Below are 18,568 nucleotides of genomic sequence, written 5' to 3' on the forward strand. Positions count from 1 at the left end.
GCCACTGCCATGGCTCGTCTTGTTCGCGCCGACCAGAACAACCCGTACAAATGCGGCAAATAGGGCAGTGAAGCTTTAATTGAACCCACCCAAGCCCTGAAGTCCCTTTAGGCAGGTTTGCGTCATCAAGGTAGATTTTCCGCTTTGCCGCGATGACGACCTGGATGAGAAACAGCAGTGATACGCAACACCCCCGCTGGAACGTCCGAAGTAGTGGTGACCGGGCTTGGAGCGGTCGCCCCGCTAGGCGGGGACATCCCGAGCACATGGCAGGGCCTGCTGGACGGCAGGTCGGGAGCCCGAGCTCTCAACGAGCCGTGGGCCAAGGACCTGCCAGTACGCATCGCTGCGCCAGCAGCCGTCGACCCCGCGGCAGCCTTCGCGCCTGCGCAGGCGCGCCGGATGGACCGTGGTACGCAGCTCGCGCTGCTAGCCACACGCGAAGCCTGGACGGACGCCGGCCTCGGCACTCCACAGGATCTGGACACCGAGCGGCTCTCCGTCTCGGTCTCCTCCATCATCGGCACGCAGACCCTGCTTGCCGGATACGAGAAGCTGCTCACCAAGGGCTGGAGGCACATCTCCCCCTTCGCGGCACCCTCCCTGCTGCCCAACAGCTCGGCCGCCCGAATCGCCATCGCCTACGGAGCGCAGGGCAGCGCGCACGCGCCGGTGAGCGGCTGCGCTTCAGGAACCGAAGCCATCGGCCTGGCAGCGGACATGATCCGCCTGGGCCGGGCCGACGTGGTCATCGCCGGCGGTGCCGAGGCGCCGATCCACCCGTTCGCCCTCGGCAGCTTCGCCGCCATGCGCGCTCTGTCCCGCCGCAACGAGGACCCGCAGGGCGCCTCCCGGCCGTTTGCCAAGGACCGCGACGGCTTCGTTCTCGGCGAAGGCGCCGGCATCAGGATCCTGGAATCGCACGCCCATGCCCGCGCCCGCGGCGCCCGTATCTACGGCCGCATCCTCGGCATCGGGATGTCCGTCGACGGCCACCGCATTGCCCAACCGCAGCCCGAGGGACTCGGCGCCGCCAAGGCCATCAGTCGCGCCCTCGCCGACGCAGACCTGGCTCCCCAGGACATCGCGCACGTCAATGCACACGCCACGGCTACACCCGCCGGCGACCTCGCCGAGGCCCGCGCCCTGGGCTCCCACACCGACCACGTCGCCGTCTCGGCGACCAAATCCATGACCGGACACCTCCAAGGCGGTGCCGGGGCGGTCGAAGCGATTGCCGCTCTGCTGGCCCTTCACCACCGCACCGCGCCGCCCACCCTCAACGCCGAGGCGACCGACGACGAGATCGGACTCAATGTCGTGGCCGACGCTGCGCGACGACTGCCTGAAGGTCCACTAGCTGCCTTGAGCAACTCCTTCGGCTTCGGCGGACACAACGCCACCCTCACCGTCGCGGCTTGATCATCTCCCGCTCACAGCCGAACAAGGCATTCGGCTTTGGGGAAACCTGTACGCTGCGACGAGCGGATTGCGCGATGGACCGCGCATGGTCGATGTCCGCGGACACTCTTGGACATCAACCACGCGCTACCGCCCTGGTACGCCTTCTGGGCGCTGGTCGACTCCGCTCCGGAGACTGCTGCGCTCCGCGTACAAGGGCGTCACATGCCGATAAGCCCACGCCGACGGCTCACTCGTCGTGTCACCCTCGGCGTAACGTTCAAGAGTCTGTCGCCGCAGCAGTGGCGGTGAAGCACGTCGTGAATGGCTCCAACCCGCCCAGACGACAAGATCACGCACCGTGGCTGGTTCATTCGGGTCGGCCGCTAATCACGTCATCCGTGACCACGTTCCTCTGCTGTAGATCCGCCGCCGACAGGCAGAGCTGCCTGGTCGGCCCCTGGCGAAGAGCTGACCAATATGCGCTCTTCATCGGCGCAAGCCTCCCAGAACTAGCGCCTGCGCCTTTAGGGTTGGACTTCGATCTCGTCATTCGAAAAGCTCCCGGGCAACAGAAAGCAGTAGTCATCTCATGACCGCAGGCAGCACGGCGTCCACATCGGATCCCAAGCTGATCAAGCTTGCCAAGCAGTCCCGCAATTTCGGGTTCCTGCTGCCGCACCTCCCTCTGCTCGTGGCATACGGCGCCGGGGCCGAGACCCACGTCTTCGATGACCCGAACACCTCTCTGATCAAGTCCCGGCAGTTCGCCGAGGCCCTCGCCGCAGATCTGGTGCGCAGGGGGCGTGTCCGCGTGGAAGGCGACCGCCAGATTGATCGACTCAAGGCACTCGACCGCGAGGGCTACCTGCACGGAAACGTAGGCCAGGCGTTCCACGACGTACGTCTCCTCGGGAACAACGCGAACCACGGGCACCACGACGACGCACAGGACGCCTTCCGCGCCCTGCGTACCTGCTTCCGGCTGGGCGTCTGGTATCACCGGCTCCTGACCGGATCCCGCGACCAGATCACCTTCGTGCCCCCGGCACCGGCACAGGACTCCGACGTCGCGAGTCAGGAGCTCCACGCCGAAATCGCCGCCGCCAAGAAGGCTCTGGAGGAGGCCCGGCTCACCTACCGTGTCCAAGAGTCGCAGGCACAAGCAGAGGCGACGGCCCGTGCGGCAGTGGAGGCTGAGCTCGCCCAGGCGAAGGACGAGCAGGCAGAAATGACCCGCGTGGTCGCTGCAATGAAGGACCAGCTCAAGGACTTCCAGGCCGTCTTCGACCAGGAGCGGGTCGGCCAGCGAGCCGCGGACAAGCGCAGCAGCGCCGCCGCCTCCGCAGCCGTCGCCGAGCGTGCCCGTCTGCTGGACAACGCCGAAGCCGCCGCCCGCGAGCCCCTGACTGAGGTTCAGGTGCGCGCCCGCCTGGACCAGATGCTCACCGAGGCAGGCTGGTCCGTACAGGGCAGCAGCGATCTCAATATCTACGTCCACGGCGACTACCGAGGCAGCGGTGTCGCGGTACGCGAGGTCACCACTGCCAGAGGGCGCGCCGACTACCTGCTGTACGTCGACCGCCGGCTGGTCGGTGTCATCGAGGCCAAGCGGGAGGGCGCCGACCTCTCGGCCGCCGAGACCCAGGCCGACAGATATGCGGACAACCTGACCTCTGCCCAGGAGCGCAATGCGGCCTGGCACACCCCGCTGCCCTTCCGGTACGTCAGCGACGGCGGCGAGACCCGCTTCCGTAGCACGCTCGACCCGGACTCGCGAACCCGTCGGATCTTCTCCTTCCACCAGCCACGCACCCTGGCCCGCTGGATGCGCCAGGCCGACGAGGACCCTCAGGCACCCAGCTACCGGGCTCGGCTGCGCACTCGCCTCCCCGACCTCGACGTCCGCGAACTTCGACCGGCCCAGATCGACGCCGTGCGCGGGGTCGAAGACTCCGTCTCCCGGGGCAAGGGCCAGCAGGGCATGGGCCAGAGTCGCTCCCTGGTGCAGATGGCCACTGGTGCCGGCAAGACGTTCACCGCGGTGACGTTCTCGTACCGCATGCTCAAGCACGCCCGCGCCGAGCGCGTCCTGTTCTTGGTGGACCGCAACAACCTCGGCGCCCAGGCCCTCGCGGAGTTCGAGAACTACACCACCCCCGACTCGGGCCGGAAGTTCGCTGAGCTGTACAACGTGCAGCGCCTCGGCGCGGAGGGCATGAACGCCTCTGCGAAGGTCGTGATCTCCACCGTCCAGCGCCTGTACATGGAGCTCACTGGCCAGTCTCTGCCCAACGCGGTCCCTGAGGGAGAGGGCGACGAGGCCGACCTTCCCTACGACGTGCCCGGTGACATCGCCGTCGCCTACAACCCTGGCATCCCCCCGGAGTCCTTCGACTTGGTCGTCGTGGATGAGTGCCACCGCTCCATTTACGGCAAGTGGCGCTCGGTCCTGGAGTACTTCGATGCCCCAATCGTCGGCCTGACCGCGACCCCCGTGGCCCAGACCTTCGGCTACTTCAATGGCAACCTGGTCAGCGAGTACACCTACCCGGAGGCCGTCGCCGACGGCGTCAACGTCGACTTCTCTGTGTACGAGATCGAGACGGAGATCACCGGCCAGGGCGGCGTAATAGCCAAGGGCACCGTCCCCGTGCGCGACCGCCGCACACGGCGCCAGCGCTACGAGGACATCGACGAGGACGTCGCGTACGGCGCCAAGGAAGTCGGCGTGCGCGTCATCAGCAAGGACCAGCTGCGCACGGTGATCAACACTTTCCGTGACAAGCTGTTCACGGAGATCTTTCCCGAGCGTCTCAAGCGCGACGAGAAGACCGGCGAGGTGTTGTGGGACGAGATGTACGTCCCCAAGACCCTGGTCTTCGCCAAGAACGACAATCACGCAGAGGAAATCGTCGAGGTCATCCGCGACGTCTTCGGCAAGGGCAACGACTTTTGTGCGAAGATCACCCACGCCGCCAAGAAACCCGCCGAGCGGCTCTCCGACTTCCGCAACCTGCCTCAGCTACGCATCGCCGTCACCGTCGACATGATCGCCACGGGCACGGACGTCAAGCCTCTTGAGTGCCTCCTGTTCCTCCGGGACGTCAAGAGCTGGGCCTACTTCGAGCAGATGAAGGGCCGTGGCGCCCGCACACTCTCCCTCACGGAGTTCGAGCGCGTCACGCCTGGCGTAGGCCCCAAAACCCGATTCGTGATCGTCGACACCGTTGGCGTCACCAAGAAGCCGAAGATCGATGCGGCTCCTCTGGAACGCCACACGGATAAGCAGATCAGCCTTGAGAAGCTGCTCCGCAAAACCGCCGCCAATACCATCGAGGAGGAAGAGGTCTCCACCCTCGCCTCCCGCCTCGCCAAGCTCGATATCCAGATGACGGGAGAGGAGCGCGCCGAGATCGAACGGATCACAGGCGGCGTCTCCCTGAAGCACATCGTGCACGAGATGGTGAAGGCGGTCTCCGTCGACGAACAGGCCGAGGCCCGAGAAGCCGCCGAGCGAGCTGGCCGAGACCCGGAGCATGCGGTGCGCCTCCTCATCGAGCGTTCTCTCGTCCCGCTGGCCTCGCGGCCCCAGCTGCGGTCGCGGCTGCTGGAAATGCGTCGGGCCAAGGACATCCTGTACGACGAGAACAGCCGCGACCGTGTCGTGCGAGCAGGCGCGGTGGCCGACGACGAGGGCACGGCACGCTCCACGGTCACCAGCTGGCGTGAGTACATCGAGGAGCACCGCGACGAGATCGCTGCCCTCGCCATTGCCTACGATGGCGGGCCCACTCCGGGCCTCAGCCCACGCCAGGCGTACGACCGTCTCAAGGACCTGGCCCGCTCCATCGCCCGGCCCCCGCGCTCCTGGACTCCGGACCGGCTCTGGAAGGCTTACCAGACGCTCGGCGAGGCAGTAGCCGACCCGGGCAGCAAGCGCGAGGCGGCGGATCTAGTTGCCCTGCTCCGCTACGAGCTGGCGGGCGGCGCAGAGCACGGCGCACCCAAGCCCCGCCCGTACGGCGCCATGGTCCAGGAACGCTTCGTCGCCTGGCTGGAACGCCAGCACCAGGCAGGCGCGCACTTCAGCGGCGCGCAACTGTGGTGGCTGGAGCGGATCACTGCCGCGACCGCTGAGCGTGTACGCTTCGATGCCGCCGACCTCGACTATCCACCGTTCAGTACGCGCAACGGCGTGGACGGCTTCCTCGCCGAATTCGGAGAGGCGCGGGCGGACGAGATCCTCGACGAATTGGACAGGGAGCTGAGCGCGTGACGGATGCGAGCGGGGTGGCTGCAGTGGGGGACTCGCTGGGAGAGCTTCCGGCTGGCTGGTCTCGAGCCACGCTGGATCAGCTCGGCGTAGAGGCTCAGCCTGGATTTGCCAGCGGTCGCCACAACCGGGACGGCCATGGCATCGTCCATCTCCGGCCGATGAACATTACGCGCGGCGGCATAGTCGACCTGTCTGACGCACGATACGTAGGTGACGAATCAGATCGGCGCGTCGAATTCGGTGACGTTTTGTTCAACAATACGAACAGTCCCGCGCTGGTAGGCAAGACTGCTTGGGTCGACTCGGCCAAGCCCTTGGCCTATTCCAATCACATGACCCGACTCCGCCCGCCGGAGTGTCTACACGGAAAGTTCCTCGCGGTACAACTTCACTGGCTCTGGTCCTGCGGATACTTCAAGACAGTCCTGAATAACCACGTCAACCAGGCAAGCGTGGCCTCTAAGGTGCTTCTCCAGACACCTGTAGTGGTCCCGCCCACCGCAGAACAGCACCGCATCGTCGCTGAACTGGACAAGCAGCTCGCCCATATCTACGACGGCGAGACCGCACTTGCCAACGCCCAAACCCAGCTGACGGAGTTCGAAGCGTCACTGCTGGCGAGGGCCACGAAGCAGCATCCGGATGCCTCCATTTGGGGGTTTTCCACCATCGGAGAGATGGCTAAGGTCTCCTCGGGCGCCACCCCCCTCAAAGGGAAGTCTGAGTACTACGACGACGGAACGATCCCTTGGATCACCAGCTCTCTCCTTAATGATGCATACGTTTACAAGGGCGAGAAATACATTACTGAGCTCGCACTCAAGGAAACTGCCGTCAAGGAGTACCCTCCGGGCACCATTCTCCTGGCCATGTACGGTGAGGGAAAGACGCGCGGAAAGTGCTCCGAGCTCCGCATCCGTGCCACAACGAATCAAGCTTGCGCTGCAATCCAGCTACACCCGGAATACGAGTCCAGGCGCGATTGGCTAAAAACTCTGCTTGAGGCGCTCTACGAAGAGAACCGTGCACTAGCCTCCGGCGGAGTTCAGCCGAACCTAAGCCTTTCTCTGATCAAGAAAATTCGCGTCCCTCTACCACCCCATGCTCAGCAGAGGAAAATACTTGCCGAGCTCACGGAGCGCCGCTCCGATGCCTCCGCCATGGCCAAAGTGATCGCCGAGGCGCAAGCACAGGCACATGCACTACGCGGTTCTCTCCTCGCCACCGCCTTCTCCGGCAAGCTCGTCCCCCAGGATGCGGCCGACGAGCCCGCCTCCGTCCTCCTCGACCGCATCCGCGCCGAGCGTGCCACCACGCCCGCCCGCAAGCGTGCTGCCCGTACGCGGCGCACAACCCGCAAGACGGCCCCGCCCGGCCAGGAAGAACTTCCCCAGTGACCACCAGCGCCCCCGACACCCAGACCAGCAAGCCCGCCCAATCCGCTGGTGAGAGCACCAGTACCCTGGTCAATCGCCTCTGGTCGTACTGCGAGCTGCTGCGCCACAGCGGCGTATCCACCCTCGACTACGTCGAGCAGCTCACGTACCTCCTCTTCCTGAAGATGGCGGACGAGCGCGCCAAGCGTCCGGCCCGCTTCCGGCAGGACAATTCGGAGCAGCCCCTCGTCCCGCCCGGCCGCGACTGGGCGAGTCTGATGACCCGGTCCGCCGAGGCACTCGTCGATCACTACGAGTTCATCCTCAAGGACCTCGGAAACCGCCCTGGCACCATGCTGGGCGAGGTTTTCACCAAGGCCCAGAACAAGATCCATGAGCCGGCCGTCCTTGAGCGGCTTATCAAGGACCTCATCAATCCCTACACCTGGACCACCGCGAACCAAGATCTCAAGGGCGACGCCTATGAGGGCCTCCTTCAGCGCGGTGCAGAGGACCGTAAGACGGGCGCGGGCCAGTACTTCACTCCTCGTCCGCTGATCGATGCCATGGTCGACTGTGTCCATCCGCAGCTCGGCGAGACGATCACCGACCCGGCCTGCGGCACCGGCGGGTTCCTGATCGCCGCGCACGCCAGCCTCGTCGAGCGCTACGAGAACAAGCTGTACGGCGACGAGGGCCGCAAGCTCCAGACGGGCGCCATCACCGGTTATGAGCTCGTCCGCGAGACCGGGCGCCTCGCGCTGATGAACATGCTGCTGCACGGCATCGGTACCTCTGAGGCCAAGCCGCTGATCACCATCCAGGATTCACTGGCCAAGCCCCCGCAGCGGTTCTACGACATCGTGCTCGCCAACCCGCCCTTCGGTGTCGGCTCGGTCACTGGAGAGTCGTACGTCTCTCGGACCGACTTCTGGGCGCAGACCACCAACAAGCAGCTCAACTTCGTCCAGCACATCTACAACCTGCTGAAGACGAATGGCCGGGCCGCGATTGTCCTGCCCGACAACGTCCTGTTCGAGGGCGGCGCCGGCGCCGAAATCCGCCGACATCTGCTGGAAACCTGCGACGTCCATACCCTGCTGCGTCTGCCCACCGGCATCTTCTACGCCAACGGCGTCAAGGCCAATGTCCTGTTCTTCGACAAGACGGGTCCCCGCTCCGGCGGGAGGCCTGCCACGAAGAGCCTCTGGGTGTACGACTTCAGGACCGACCAGCGTTTCACGCTCAAGCAACGCCCACTGCGGCGCGAGCACTTGGACGACTTTGTCGAGTGCTACCGCTCCGGCAACGGTGATCACTTCGAGCGTAAAGAATCCGACCGGTTCCGACCGTATAGTTACGATGAGCTGATCGCTCGCGACAAGGTAAACCTCGACCTGACGGTCCTACAGTCGAAGTCCAACGCCTCCGCCGCGCTTGCGTCTCCCGACGTGATCGCCCAGGAGATCGTCGACGAACTGGAGATCGCACTCGCCGAGTTCACCACGGTGGCTCGTGCCCTCAAGCAGGGCAAGGCGGATGCCACCGATGCAGGCGGACAGAGCAGCACCGAGAACAGCGAAGACCAGGAGCGGTAGCCCCGGTTCCCCTGAGCGGGCCGGTAGCCGCTCAGGGGAACACGAGGCGTTTGGGGCGGGAATGGCCAACGGGTACGGCGGCGGGGCGGCAGCAAATCGTGAGGAAGCGAGCTGGGCGAGCGAGGACATCACGAACCGTCTGTGGCGGTTCTACCGTGAGCGTACGAGCACCCGCGCGGTGACCAAGCTCGCCTTCGTCGAGCACATCGCTTATCTGCTCTTCCTCAAGCTCGACCACGAGCGCTCCCAGCGCGGCGGACGCCTAAGCACCAAGCCGGTGGCCCCTGCAGGTGCCTGGCCCCGGATCGCGGGCCTCAGCGGCGACGAACTACACAGCGAACTCCGTGCGCTAATGGATGAGTTGGGCAAACCCTCCCCGCAGGGTGCCCCCGAGCGTGAGACCGCTAGCGTCCTTTTCCGCGATGCCCAGCCATGGAACGTGGAGCGCATGTCGGAGCTGTCCAGGCTGATCGTCGAGGAGATCGCCCCATACCGCTGGAGCACGGTTGCCCGTGGCGAGCTCGGCCGCGCCTTCGATCGGTTGATTGCTGACTGCCGCGACGACATCGACACGAAAATAGATACCGGCCAGACCCTCACTCCCCGCCCCATCTTGACGGTCGTAGCGAAGGCCCTCGCCGTGCGGCCCGGTGACGTGGTGATCGACCCGGCCTGCGGCACTGGCAGTGCCCTCCTCGCCGCCCAGCGAATCATGGCGGCACACGAAGGCCACATCGGTCCCGAGGCGATCGCCGGCGCCGACCTCGACGCACAAATGTGCAGGTTGGCCACGATGAACATCCTGCTCGGCACCGGTCGCCCGTTTCACGCGCCGGCGCCCATCCGGCAGGGCGACTCCCTGCTGGCCCAAGGCACAGCAGTGCGTCGATCCGACAGCACGATTGTCCCGACCGTGGCGATCTGCAATCCGCCATTCAAGAGCAACAGCACCCCGCCGAACGCCGACCTTCGCACCGACTTCTGGTCATTCGGTGACTTCCCGACGAACTTCCTCCAGCACATCGCGATCACCTTGCCCATCGGCGCCCGCGCGGCCGTCTTCGTCCCGGATGGTGTCCTCTTCGGCAACGGCGCAGCAGCGACAATCCGCCAGCGGCTGCTTCAGAACTGCGATGTGCATACGCTTCTGCGACTGCCTACAGGGCTCTTCCACCGCAAGGGCGTCAAGGCGAACATCCTCTTCTTCGCGAAGGCCGCTCCCAAGCCGAGTGGCGAGCCCGCCACCCGCACATTATGGGTTTACGACGCCCGTAGTGACACCCACCACACGGACACTGGAAACCCGGTCACCGAGGCTGACTTCGCCGACTTCCTGGCCGCCTACCGCCCGGACGGGGGGTTCTCCGCGCGTACGGAATCGGACCGCTTTCGCCCCTATGAAGCGTCAGAACTGCTGGATCAGGTGGGAACCAACCTCGATCTGTACGCCCATCTGAAGCCGGACCTCTTGGAGTTCGAGCCGCCCCGCGACATCGCCCTGCGCATCGCGGACGAGCTGGGAGCAGCCCAGCGGCACTTCAAGGCCGTGGCAGACGCATTCAAATAAGACTCTGTGTCTCGCCGAGGACTCGAACCTGCGCAGCGCAAGAGAGGCCCGAGACGCGTGATCACCGCATCAGCCGGCAAGCGTCTTCGGCAGATGCGTCGACACGGTCACCACAACCGAATCTCCGCAGCTCACAGGGGTTGCGGCACGACCAACCCTGATTCGTGGCTCCCGCCCCGTCGACACTGCAGCAGATACTTCCGCGCTGCAGGCTTCTGACGATCAATTTGCGCCGAGGCTACCAAGACGCGACGACTCCCGAAGGTGATCGCCAACTTGGCAGCATCCCGCGATTCGCCCCCAAGCATCGCGCTCTCCTCGCCCTCCTGCCAAGCCCCAAGCGCCCGAGGCAATGTCCGTGCGACGCAGCCTCTCTGAATCCTCTAGGTGTGTGTGGAATTACAGCTACCGTCCAGGGGATGCACGTGCAGTCAGCGACTACGAAAGGTCGTACGTGCCCTCGACGGCGACCACGGATCCGGAGAACCGCACGTCATGCCCAGTGTCATCTGCTTCGCGCTCCGCCGAAGACCCCGACTGCACAAGTCGCACCCCCTCGGTTCGCTTCAAGCCGTACCCCGTGGCCGAACTCTTCGGCCATCACAGCACCAACCTAGAACTCTGGGCCGATGTCGCCGAAGACCGCCAGGCCCCGGCTCCTCGCGCAATATTGCTGCCGCTATCGTCGTCGAACTGAACAGCGCGAGCAGCAGTTTCCAAGCCGTCGTGGACTCACTTGATCCCAGCCAGTAGTTCAGCTATCACGCTGCACCGCACCACACCGTCGACACCCTGCCCCGGAGAACCATGAGCACCCCTCCGCGCCGCCCCGACGTTCCCACCCAGGTCCGGCAAGTCGCCAACTTCCTAGACTCGGCGTACGGCGACCTCATCGACATGAGCGACTTCGGCAACCGCAGGCCGGAGGACCTCGTCATCGCCCGGCGTTCCCGTGCCCTTGCCGCACACGCCGTGCGTATGGTGACCGACTGGACGCCTGCCCAGTCGGCAGCCTGCGTCATCGACGGCGGAGGCGACCAGGGGATCGACGCGATAGCCGTCGACCAGGACAACGCCCACATCTACCTCGTCCAGGCCAAGTGGAGCGAGTCAGGAACAGCCAAAGCCGACGAGACCGCAGTTCTGAAGCTCTTCTCCGGGCTCACCTTGATAGATGCCGGGGAATCACGGCAGTTCAACCCGCGAGGCCGGGTACTGGCCGACCAGGCCAAAGAGCTCTTGGGCTCAGACCTCACCAAGGTGACCCAGGTGATCATCCTCATGGGGACGAGAGAACTCTCCCCAGGAGTACGCCAGGCCATCGCGAACGGGGAGAAGGACTTCAACCACGACGGGACCCACGTCTTCCACCGTGTGATCCACTCCCCGGAGATCTACGCGAGAGCCCGGGACGACCAGAGGCCCGAGCCGATCACTCTTGAGGTGACTCTGTCCCCGTGGTTCGCCTGCTCCCCCTCGGACCAGCAGGCGTACCAAGGCGTGGTACAGGCCGAGCAGATCGTGGAGTGGGCCGCGTACGGCAACCGACTCTTCGACCACAACATACGCAACCCGCTCGGAGTGACGCCCATCAACAGCGAGCTGGTGGAGACCCTCACCGAAGAGCCCTCCAACTTCTGGTACTTCAACAACGGCATCACCATCCTGTGCGACTCCGTGGAGGTCGAGAAGGGGTCCAAGAAGCAGCCGGAACGTCTCCCACTCCGACTGACCGCGCACGGCGCGAGCGTGGTAAACGGCGCCCAGACCGTGCGCGCTGTCATTGACGCGGCCAAGGAGGACGAAGACGCGGAGTTGGCCGAGGTCGGAGTTCGCATCATCGTCACCGGGGGCGATACCGACTTCGCCAAGCGCACCACCCAGGCCACCAACCGGCAGAATCACATTGAGGACCGCGACCGCATCGCCCTCGATCCCATCCAGGCCGTCCTCATCGAGGAGTTCCGAGCGGAACTCGACCTCGTGTATAGCGTCCGACGGGGCGACCTGGAGCCGCAAGGAGACGAGGGCTGTTCCGTCGTCGAGGCAGCGACCGCGCTGGCCTGCGCACATTCCGGTAGCCGGTTCACCGCCCGGCTGGTCGCGGCAGACTCCACCGACGTGTTGTGGGAACGTAGTGGCGGCGGCATCTACGACCCGCTGTTCCGTACCGTCCCCGGCGTCTTCGAAACCTGGAACGCAGTCCGCGTCCTCCGCGAGACCCGCAAGGCCCTCCGTCCGGTACGCGACCAGTACGAGAAGCGCGGCGCAGCGGTCATCGACGACGGCACCTACCTCCTCACGCACCTCGTATTCCGGCAGTTGTTGGAAGAGGACGCCGGCATCGGCGAGCCCGACCCCTCAGAAGCCGATGCCGCCTGGTTCGCTAAAGCGAGCAAGCGTATCCCGGAACTGCTGGCACGCACAGTGCCCGTGCTGCTGGGCGTTCTGGATACTCGGCATGGAACCCGCTCCGACCTCAAGCGGGTGTGTATCGACGACGCTGAGTGCGCCGCGCTCGTGACAGACATTCTGCTTGTACTGTCCGCAGGCGGCGAGACACGAGATGTGTCCCAGTACCTCCGCAAGGATGAACGGCCGCGTAAGCCGCGCCGCCCCAACTCAGTCCATGTGATCGTCAACCAGCGGGCGCTCTCGGAGGGAGCGCCGCTCCGTCTCAGCCTCTATGTCCCGGCCGAGCAGGAAGCGTTGGAGGCATGGCTCTCGGCGGACCCGACCCGGTCCCGTGCCACATGGACCGGCAACACTGGCAAGGCACTCATCTGGGAGTACGACCGACAGCGCTATTCCCCCAGCGGCTTGGTCTCGCGCATGTGGGAACTCGCCGACTGGGAAGAACGCCCTGTCTCCAACCAAGGTACTGCCCGCTGGGTCACCCAAGACGGAGAAACTCTCGCCGAACTCGCTGAACGCCTTCTCGGAAGCCTCGAAGGGGAAAGTGGCGAGTAGCCGCGACTGCAACGGGCAACAGTGAACGGTTGTCTAGAACGACGCTGCCCGGCAGAGGGGCTCGCCTGCCGGTCAGCGTTCGTCACCTCTGGCAGCCAGCTGGCCGAGAGGCGTCCTAGGGGCCCCCGAAAGGGCGTGTGAACAATCTTCATCCCGCGTCGTACGTCGCTTCGGTGGTGACCCACGCCCCGGAAGACCGCAGTTCACGCCCCTTCTCATCTGCATCGCGCCCCACCGAGGATCAGAACCCGCGCAGCGTGTGAAGCGCCAGAGAGCGTGATCAGCGCTTCAACCGACTCGTGTCTTCGGTAGGTGCACCGAAATCGTCACGACGAGCGAATCTCCGCAGGTCACAGGGGATGTGACACGACTAGCCCTTCATTGCGGCTCCTGCCGGGGGCTCGAACCCGCGGCCACCTTGCGTCAGGTTCTGCGTCGCGGCCTCCGTTGCTCACGACAGACGTGCTCGCCTCCGGTCGGGCGCGGCATCGCGCCGGGTCCGTGTTCCACACCGGTCTTAAAGCCACACAGTTGCGCCAGCGATCCCTGCGGAGGTACCCCTGTCGGCCCTGGCACACGTACACACCCCAGTGCACACCCAGTGCACATTCACGCGGGAACTCGCGGGAAACCGCAGGTCAGGGAGGGGAGCCCAGCAGCCCCCGCAAAGGCCCCGACCGGGGTGTTTTCGCTGGTCAGGGCGGGAAAAGCGGACGAGTCGGCCTGTACGCCGGGTTCCTAACGAAACAGCCACGGTCTCCACCAACGTCCCGCGCCGCACCGGCGGCTATTCCACTCCTCACGTCCTGTAGCTCCTACCGAGGGCACCAACCTTCGCATCGCAGAGCAGTCCGGAAAGCGTGATCGCCACGTCAGCCGCCACGAGTCTTCGGTAGATGCGTCGACATGGTCACGACCAGCGAATCTCCGCAGGTCACAGGAGGTGCGGCATGACCAGCCCTGGTTTGTGGCTCCCGCCGGAAGGGCACCGTGCCACCGACTACCGGCGGCCACAATCCTCACAATCTGTCTACGCAAAGCGTTGGCGGAGAGTGCGGCATTCCCAGGCGGTCCGGGTCCATCATTCCGCCGCTGTCTCGCCTCGGTCAATCATGGCCATCCACCCAGACGTCTCTTCCTCAGCCTGGCGTTCGTCAGCAGCACTTTGTTCCTTGTCTTCCTCCCAGGTCACGCTCTTGAATATCTGCTCCGATTCCCACTCGTCGAGCAACTCGTGAGGTCTGTGATCCCAGTCGCCGGGATCCCCGTAGTACTCCCTGGCGCTGTATAGCAGCCGGAGATCCGCCTCAATAAGTCGATAGCGGGGGCTCGCCTCGTAGAAACGCTGGTGTGTCGGGCGCCGAAGGTTCACCTCGACCGCCCCGAGATAGCTCTCCGACTCGGCGAGGAGCGCTTGGTGCAGGTCATCGAGTTGGCCTCTACGCACGCCGCGCACGAGGGCGAAAGCCACTTCCACATCCGCCAGCAGAGTGCCCAGGCCATCAATGGAGTGCGTCGACCACACCTTGGGTGCACCTGCCAAGTGGGCGGCAGCGATGTCGAGCGGCTTCGGCAGGCCGGTCAGCCCCGAGTAGGCGAAGAGAGTACCCACCGCCACCGTAAGGTCGCGTCGGAACTCCGGCACCACACGCATCAGTTGTCGGAATGTCTCTCGCTGGATCTGCCCTGGGTCGACCTCAAGTTCGTTGAAATGCAGTGCCACAGTGACGTCATCGTTACTCGGATCACGAGGAGCACCCGACAGCCGGGATCCCGACCCGCGCGCGGACAACCCTGTCTCGAAGTCATCGACAGCGACCGTTCTTGGGATCTGGCCCTCGCTCTGAATGAAGTACTTCATGTACGCCCCTTCTGCGGTTTGCGGCTTCCCGAAGAACAGCGCGGAGATCCGAATCGCATCGGCCGATTCACCTACGACAAGGCCGATCCCCGCATAGGTGACCTGCTCCGCCTCTGCGCTGACCAAATCCGAGCCAGCGGTGACGGTGGTGAGCCATTGCGGGTCATAGCGGATCATGACCGTACGCCCACCCAACCGAAAGGACAGGTAAGGGTCGTCTTGCCATGCTCCGGTAAGCGCCCGAGGAAACGGCCGGTTGGACGTATTGTGGCTACGCATCGGAGCGTTGAACGCCACGTACATCCCCTGCCGGATCACATCGAGACGCGCTTCGTCCAGAGGAACGGCGTGCTCTCGCCACGACTCGAAGACGGGACGCACCGTCCCGACGAACATCCCGGGGGCGAAGCCCTGCCCAGAGAACGGCCGCGTCGGGTCGAGGCCAGCACGTTGAGCCGCCTGTTGCACGACATCCCCGCCCGGAAGCATCGCGACTCTCGGCACATTGAGATAGTCGATGCTGCTGTAGCTCATCCTCCACGCCTGTCCGGCTTTCCTCAGCGCGGCGGTCCAGGTCTCATGCTCCGCCTTGAGTCTGGACAGTTCCTCAGCGGTGTACGCCTTCCCGTTGGCCTTGTCGACGATGTCGTGGCAGGTCGAGCACAGCAACAAGAGGTTCGATACGGCGTTCCTAGCCTCGATCGGCAGGATGGGGTCCGCTCGAGGCCCATGGTCGCTGAGTGCCACATTGTGCGCCGTCTGAGCCGTTGGGGTGCGACCGGCAGTCCCAGGATCCAGCTCCCGCCGACACATCTGGCACATGCCGTTTGCCAGCCTCCATAGCTCCCGGCGAACGCTCTCTCTGGCCTCCGGCCCTCTGGCCATAACCGCCCCCAACCCACTGCCACTTCGATTCTTATGCACGTGCACGCTGCTCGGACGCACCGAATCCTGCCAGCGATCAAGCCTCCGAGCGGCAACTCCACGCGATCTTTTCAGACACCTCACGCGGCGTTGGCCGACACCGCATGGCTTGAGCCGGGAAACTGAGCAGACCACCAACCCACTCCCACTACGTAGATTTGGATCCTCCTCGTTCCCATGCCCCGCGCCCCCGCCGAGGACATTCACCCGCGGATGACTACGGAAGGCAGTACATACCCTCGACGGCAAGCGCGGTTCCAGAGAACCGCACGTCACGCCCTTCCCATGCGGATCGCGCGCCCGGCCAGGGACTCGAACCTGCGACCACCCCATGCGTCAGGTTCTGCGTCTCGGTGAACCGGAAAACATCGACGACTCCGCTATCACCTGCGGTGATCGTCCGATTCGGGCATGATCCCGCGTCCTAGCCAGCCCGCGACCGACACCGTTCCTGCCCGCGATTAAGTCGTGTGCGACCCGGGGCGCAGTGCGGTCTGCATCACTGTTCGGCAGCGGTCCCATGAGGCGGGGACGAGGTGGCCGTAGACGTCGACGGTGGTTTTGATCGATTTGTGCCCCAGCCAGCGGGAGACCTCGTGGATGGGGATGCCGTGGGCGAGGGCGGTGGAGGCGAAGAAGTGGCGCAGGCCGTGCGGGGTGTACTTCGCGTTCCCGTCCGGCTTGACGATGCCCGCGGCCTTGAGTGCCTTCCTGAAGTGGTAGGCGTAGGTGTTCGCCGTGGGCATGATGCCCTTGCCCCGGTCGCGCGGCGCGAACAGCACCTCCATACCGGCCGTCGTCACCGTTCCCCACTCCCACAGGTGCGCGTCGATCTCCTCGGCGAGGAAGGCGGGCAGGGGAACGTCCCGGTACTCCCCCTCGGCTCGGTGCTTGAGCGGGATGAAGCGGGTCTTGCAGTCGTCGCGGTGCGCCTTCGCGCTGACCTGCCGGCGCACGCGCAGGAAGTCGGAGCGGACACAGTCGGTGGTGAATGCCAGGGTCTCGCTGATGCGCAGGCCCGCCCCGGCCTGCAGGTACACGGTCAGGCGGTACTGGGGTGAGATCTGCTTGGCGATGAGATCGACCTCGTACAGGGTGGGGATCTCGTCCTCGTCGACCGCGTGCGTCGCACTACGGGGCAGTTTGATGCCCTCAGTGGGGTCATCCGCCCGTCTCTTCTCTTTTGATCGCGGCCTGGAAGAGGCTGGTGACCATCTTCATGCGATCGCACACCGTACTCGAGGCGAGGTTCTTCCCCAGCGCAGCGACGAAAGCCTCGACGTCCTTGCTCTCCACCCCCGCGATCGTCTTGCCACCCAGGCGAGGGAGTAGATGGATCCGCAGGAAGCTCTCGTAGTTGCGGTAGGTGGAGTCGCTGATGACCCGGCGCTCCAGCCACTCCGCGGCGTAGGCGCGCAGGGTGACCTCACCGCGTTTGGGGTCGAGGTAGAGGCCCTCGTACTTGTCGTGTTGCAGCCTGTCGGCGAAAGCGTCGGCTTGGGACTTCTTTTCGAAGCTCGGCTGCCGTTCAGCGCCGGCCGGTTCGCGGTAGCGGACCGTCCACGGATGTCCGCACCGGGGCTTTGTGCACGGGTAGTTGGCGTTGCGTTTGTCGCTCTTGCACCTCTGGTAGACGGTGGCCATCGCGCCTGACTCCTTGCTCGCTCGCTTCGGGTACCCGGTCTCACCCGTAGTGCTCCTCCAGGTAGTTGGCGATGTCGCGCTCGCGGAACCGCAGGAGACGACCGACCTTCTGGGGTTTGATCCCCCAGGCGCGGTACTTGTTCCTGACAGTGACCTCACTGACCCTCAGCCACGCCGCGACCTCTTCCACGGTCAGCAGCCGGTTGCTCCCACCTCGCGTCATGCGCCCACCGCCCCGTCCGGATCCATGGTGATCTCCCTTGTGCTCGGGTCTTGGGCCAGCGGTGCATGGCGCGGTGGCGGCCCGGCTACCGCACCGGGCATGGACGATGGACGCTCCATCTCGGCCATGGCGTCAAGCCCGCGATCTTGCGGGGTGGAGTCGCGCGGGAGCGGGGCGGTCATCACTCGCCTCGCCCCATGGGTGCCGCTGGTCGTCGGGATCGCGAAGGTAAAGGTAGGGGTGGGCGTCCGTGCATGGCTCGGTCGGCTGGTGCAGATCTCGAGGGATGGAGATACGAGGTGGCTTGGCTGGCAAGGGATAGGGCTGAGCGGCGGACATCGGCAGGTGGCGCCCGGTAGTGGGTCGGATCTGTCTGGTGCTGACGTGAAGTAATAGGGAAACCGGCGGCCGGAATTGTCATCACCATCACGGATGTTCGGCATACGACGACGCGGGGAGAACGCGGCCGCCGTCCCAGGCAGACCTGTTCATGCGGCCGTGTTGCGGCAGCTCATGCAGATGAGAGTCGCCAACAAGCCACCGCCCTGTTCGCCGGATGTGCGGTGGAGCAGAATTTTCTTTGTTCGATACCGAATGGCGTAGCGGCAGCTACGTTGCGGCACAGAGCTGTGAGGTTCCCCCGAGATGCGGAGGATGTTGACAGAGGGTCAGATGGGACTCATGAGAGGACCTTTGACCATGGCCGCCCCCAGAAAGTACTCGCT

Annotated in this window: 10 protein-coding genes; 6 read left to right on the top strand and 4 right to left on the bottom strand. The window is 65.0% G+C overall.

Annotation, left to right across the window (positions count from 1 at the left end):
• The first annotated feature begins 180 nt into the window (after positions 1-180).
• The 6 genes from ACIQE0_RS35935 (at position 181) to ACIQE0_RS35960 (ending at position 13,191) form a co-directional block, all read left to right on the top strand.
• Positions 181-1,422 (top strand): beta-ketoacyl-[acyl-carrier-protein] synthase family protein, encoded by a 1,242-nt coding sequence (locus tag ACIQE0_RS35935; RefSeq protein ID WP_402339876.1) that lies wholly within the window; start codon positions 181-183, stop codon positions 1,420-1,422.
• Between the two features lie 571 nt (positions 1,423-1,993).
• Positions 1,994-5,680 carry a DEAD/DEAH box helicase family protein gene (locus tag ACIQE0_RS35940; protein WP_402339852.1) on the top strand — a complete coding sequence of 1,229 codons (3,687 nt, stop codon included), beginning with the start codon at positions 1,994-1,996 and terminating at the stop codon, positions 5,678-5,680.
• Positions 5,677-7,077 carry a restriction endonuclease subunit S gene (locus ACIQE0_RS35945; protein ID WP_402339855.1) on the top strand — a complete coding sequence of 467 codons (1,401 nt, stop codon included), beginning with the start codon at positions 5,677-5,679 and terminating at the stop codon, positions 7,075-7,077. Before ACIQE0_RS35940 ends, ACIQE0_RS35945 begins: the two co-directional genes overlap by 4 nt.
• Positions 7,074-8,654, top strand: a complete 1,581-nt coding sequence (locus tag ACIQE0_RS35950; protein ID WP_402339858.1) for an N-6 DNA methylase — start codon at positions 7,074-7,076, stop codon at positions 8,652-8,654. The genes ACIQE0_RS35945 and ACIQE0_RS35950 overlap by 4 nt, the downstream gene beginning before the upstream one ends.
• A 61-nt stretch (positions 8,655-8,715) precedes the next feature.
• Positions 8,716-10,221, top strand: a complete 1,506-nt coding sequence (locus tag ACIQE0_RS35955) for a class I SAM-dependent DNA methyltransferase (protein WP_402339861.1) — start codon at positions 8,716-8,718, stop codon at positions 10,219-10,221.
• An 807-nt stretch (positions 10,222-11,028) separates the two neighbouring features.
• Positions 11,029-13,191 carry an AIPR family protein gene (locus tag ACIQE0_RS35960; RefSeq protein WP_402339864.1) on the top strand — a complete coding sequence of 721 codons (2,163 nt, stop codon included), beginning with the start codon at positions 11,029-11,031 and terminating at the stop codon, positions 13,189-13,191.
• A 1,081-nt stretch (positions 13,192-14,272) separates the two neighbouring features.
• Here the strand turns inward: ACIQE0_RS35960 and ACIQE0_RS35965 are convergent.
• From ACIQE0_RS35965 to ACIQE0_RS35980, 4 genes are all read right to left on the bottom strand, one after another.
• Positions 14,273-15,799 carry a hypothetical protein gene (locus ACIQE0_RS35965; protein ID WP_402339867.1) on the bottom strand — a complete coding sequence of 509 codons (1,527 nt, stop codon included), beginning with the start codon at positions 15,797-15,799 and terminating at the stop codon, positions 14,273-14,275.
• Between the two features lie 638 nt (positions 15,800-16,437).
• Complete coding sequence (locus ACIQE0_RS35970) at positions 16,438-17,124, bottom strand: tyrosine-type recombinase/integrase (RefSeq protein ID WP_402339879.1); 687 nt, start codon at positions 17,122-17,124, stop codon at positions 16,438-16,440.
• A 13-nt stretch (positions 17,125-17,137) separates the two neighbouring features.
• Positions 17,138-17,620 carry a site-specific integrase gene (locus tag ACIQE0_RS35975; RefSeq protein ID WP_402339870.1) on the bottom strand — a complete coding sequence of 161 codons (483 nt, stop codon included), beginning with the start codon at positions 17,618-17,620 and terminating at the stop codon, positions 17,138-17,140.
• 40 nt (positions 17,621-17,660) lie between these two features.
• The gene (locus tag ACIQE0_RS35980) at positions 17,661-17,843 is read right to left on the bottom strand and encodes a helix-turn-helix domain-containing protein (protein ID WP_038521543.1); all 183 of its coding nucleotides are present in this window, start codon (positions 17,841-17,843) and stop codon (positions 17,661-17,663) included.
• Positions 17,844-18,568: the final 725 nt, after the last annotated feature.

Source organism: Streptomyces sp. NPDC093097 (assembly GCF_044754325.1).
Lineage (GTDB): Bacteria > Actinomycetota > Actinomycetes > Streptomycetales > Streptomycetaceae > Streptomyces.

Coding starts and splice junctions, on each gene's coding strand:
- ACIQE0_RS35940 (WP_402339852.1), top strand. CDS start 1,994: ATGACCGCAGGCAGCACGGCGTCCACATCGGATCCCAAGCTGATCAAG.
- ACIQE0_RS35975 (WP_402339870.1), bottom strand. CDS start 17,620: ATGGCCACCGTCTACCAGAGGTGCAAGAGCGACAAACGCAACGCCAAC.
- ACIQE0_RS35960 (WP_402339864.1), top strand. CDS start 11,029: ATGAGCACCCCTCCGCGCCGCCCCGACGTTCCCACCCAGGTCCGGCAA.
- ACIQE0_RS35955 (WP_402339861.1), top strand. CDS start 8,716: ATGGCCAACGGGTACGGCGGCGGGGCGGCAGCAAATCGTGAGGAAGCG.
- ACIQE0_RS35980 (WP_038521543.1), bottom strand. CDS start 17,843: ATGACGCGAGGTGGGAGCAACCGGCTGCTGACCGTGGAAGAGGTCGCG.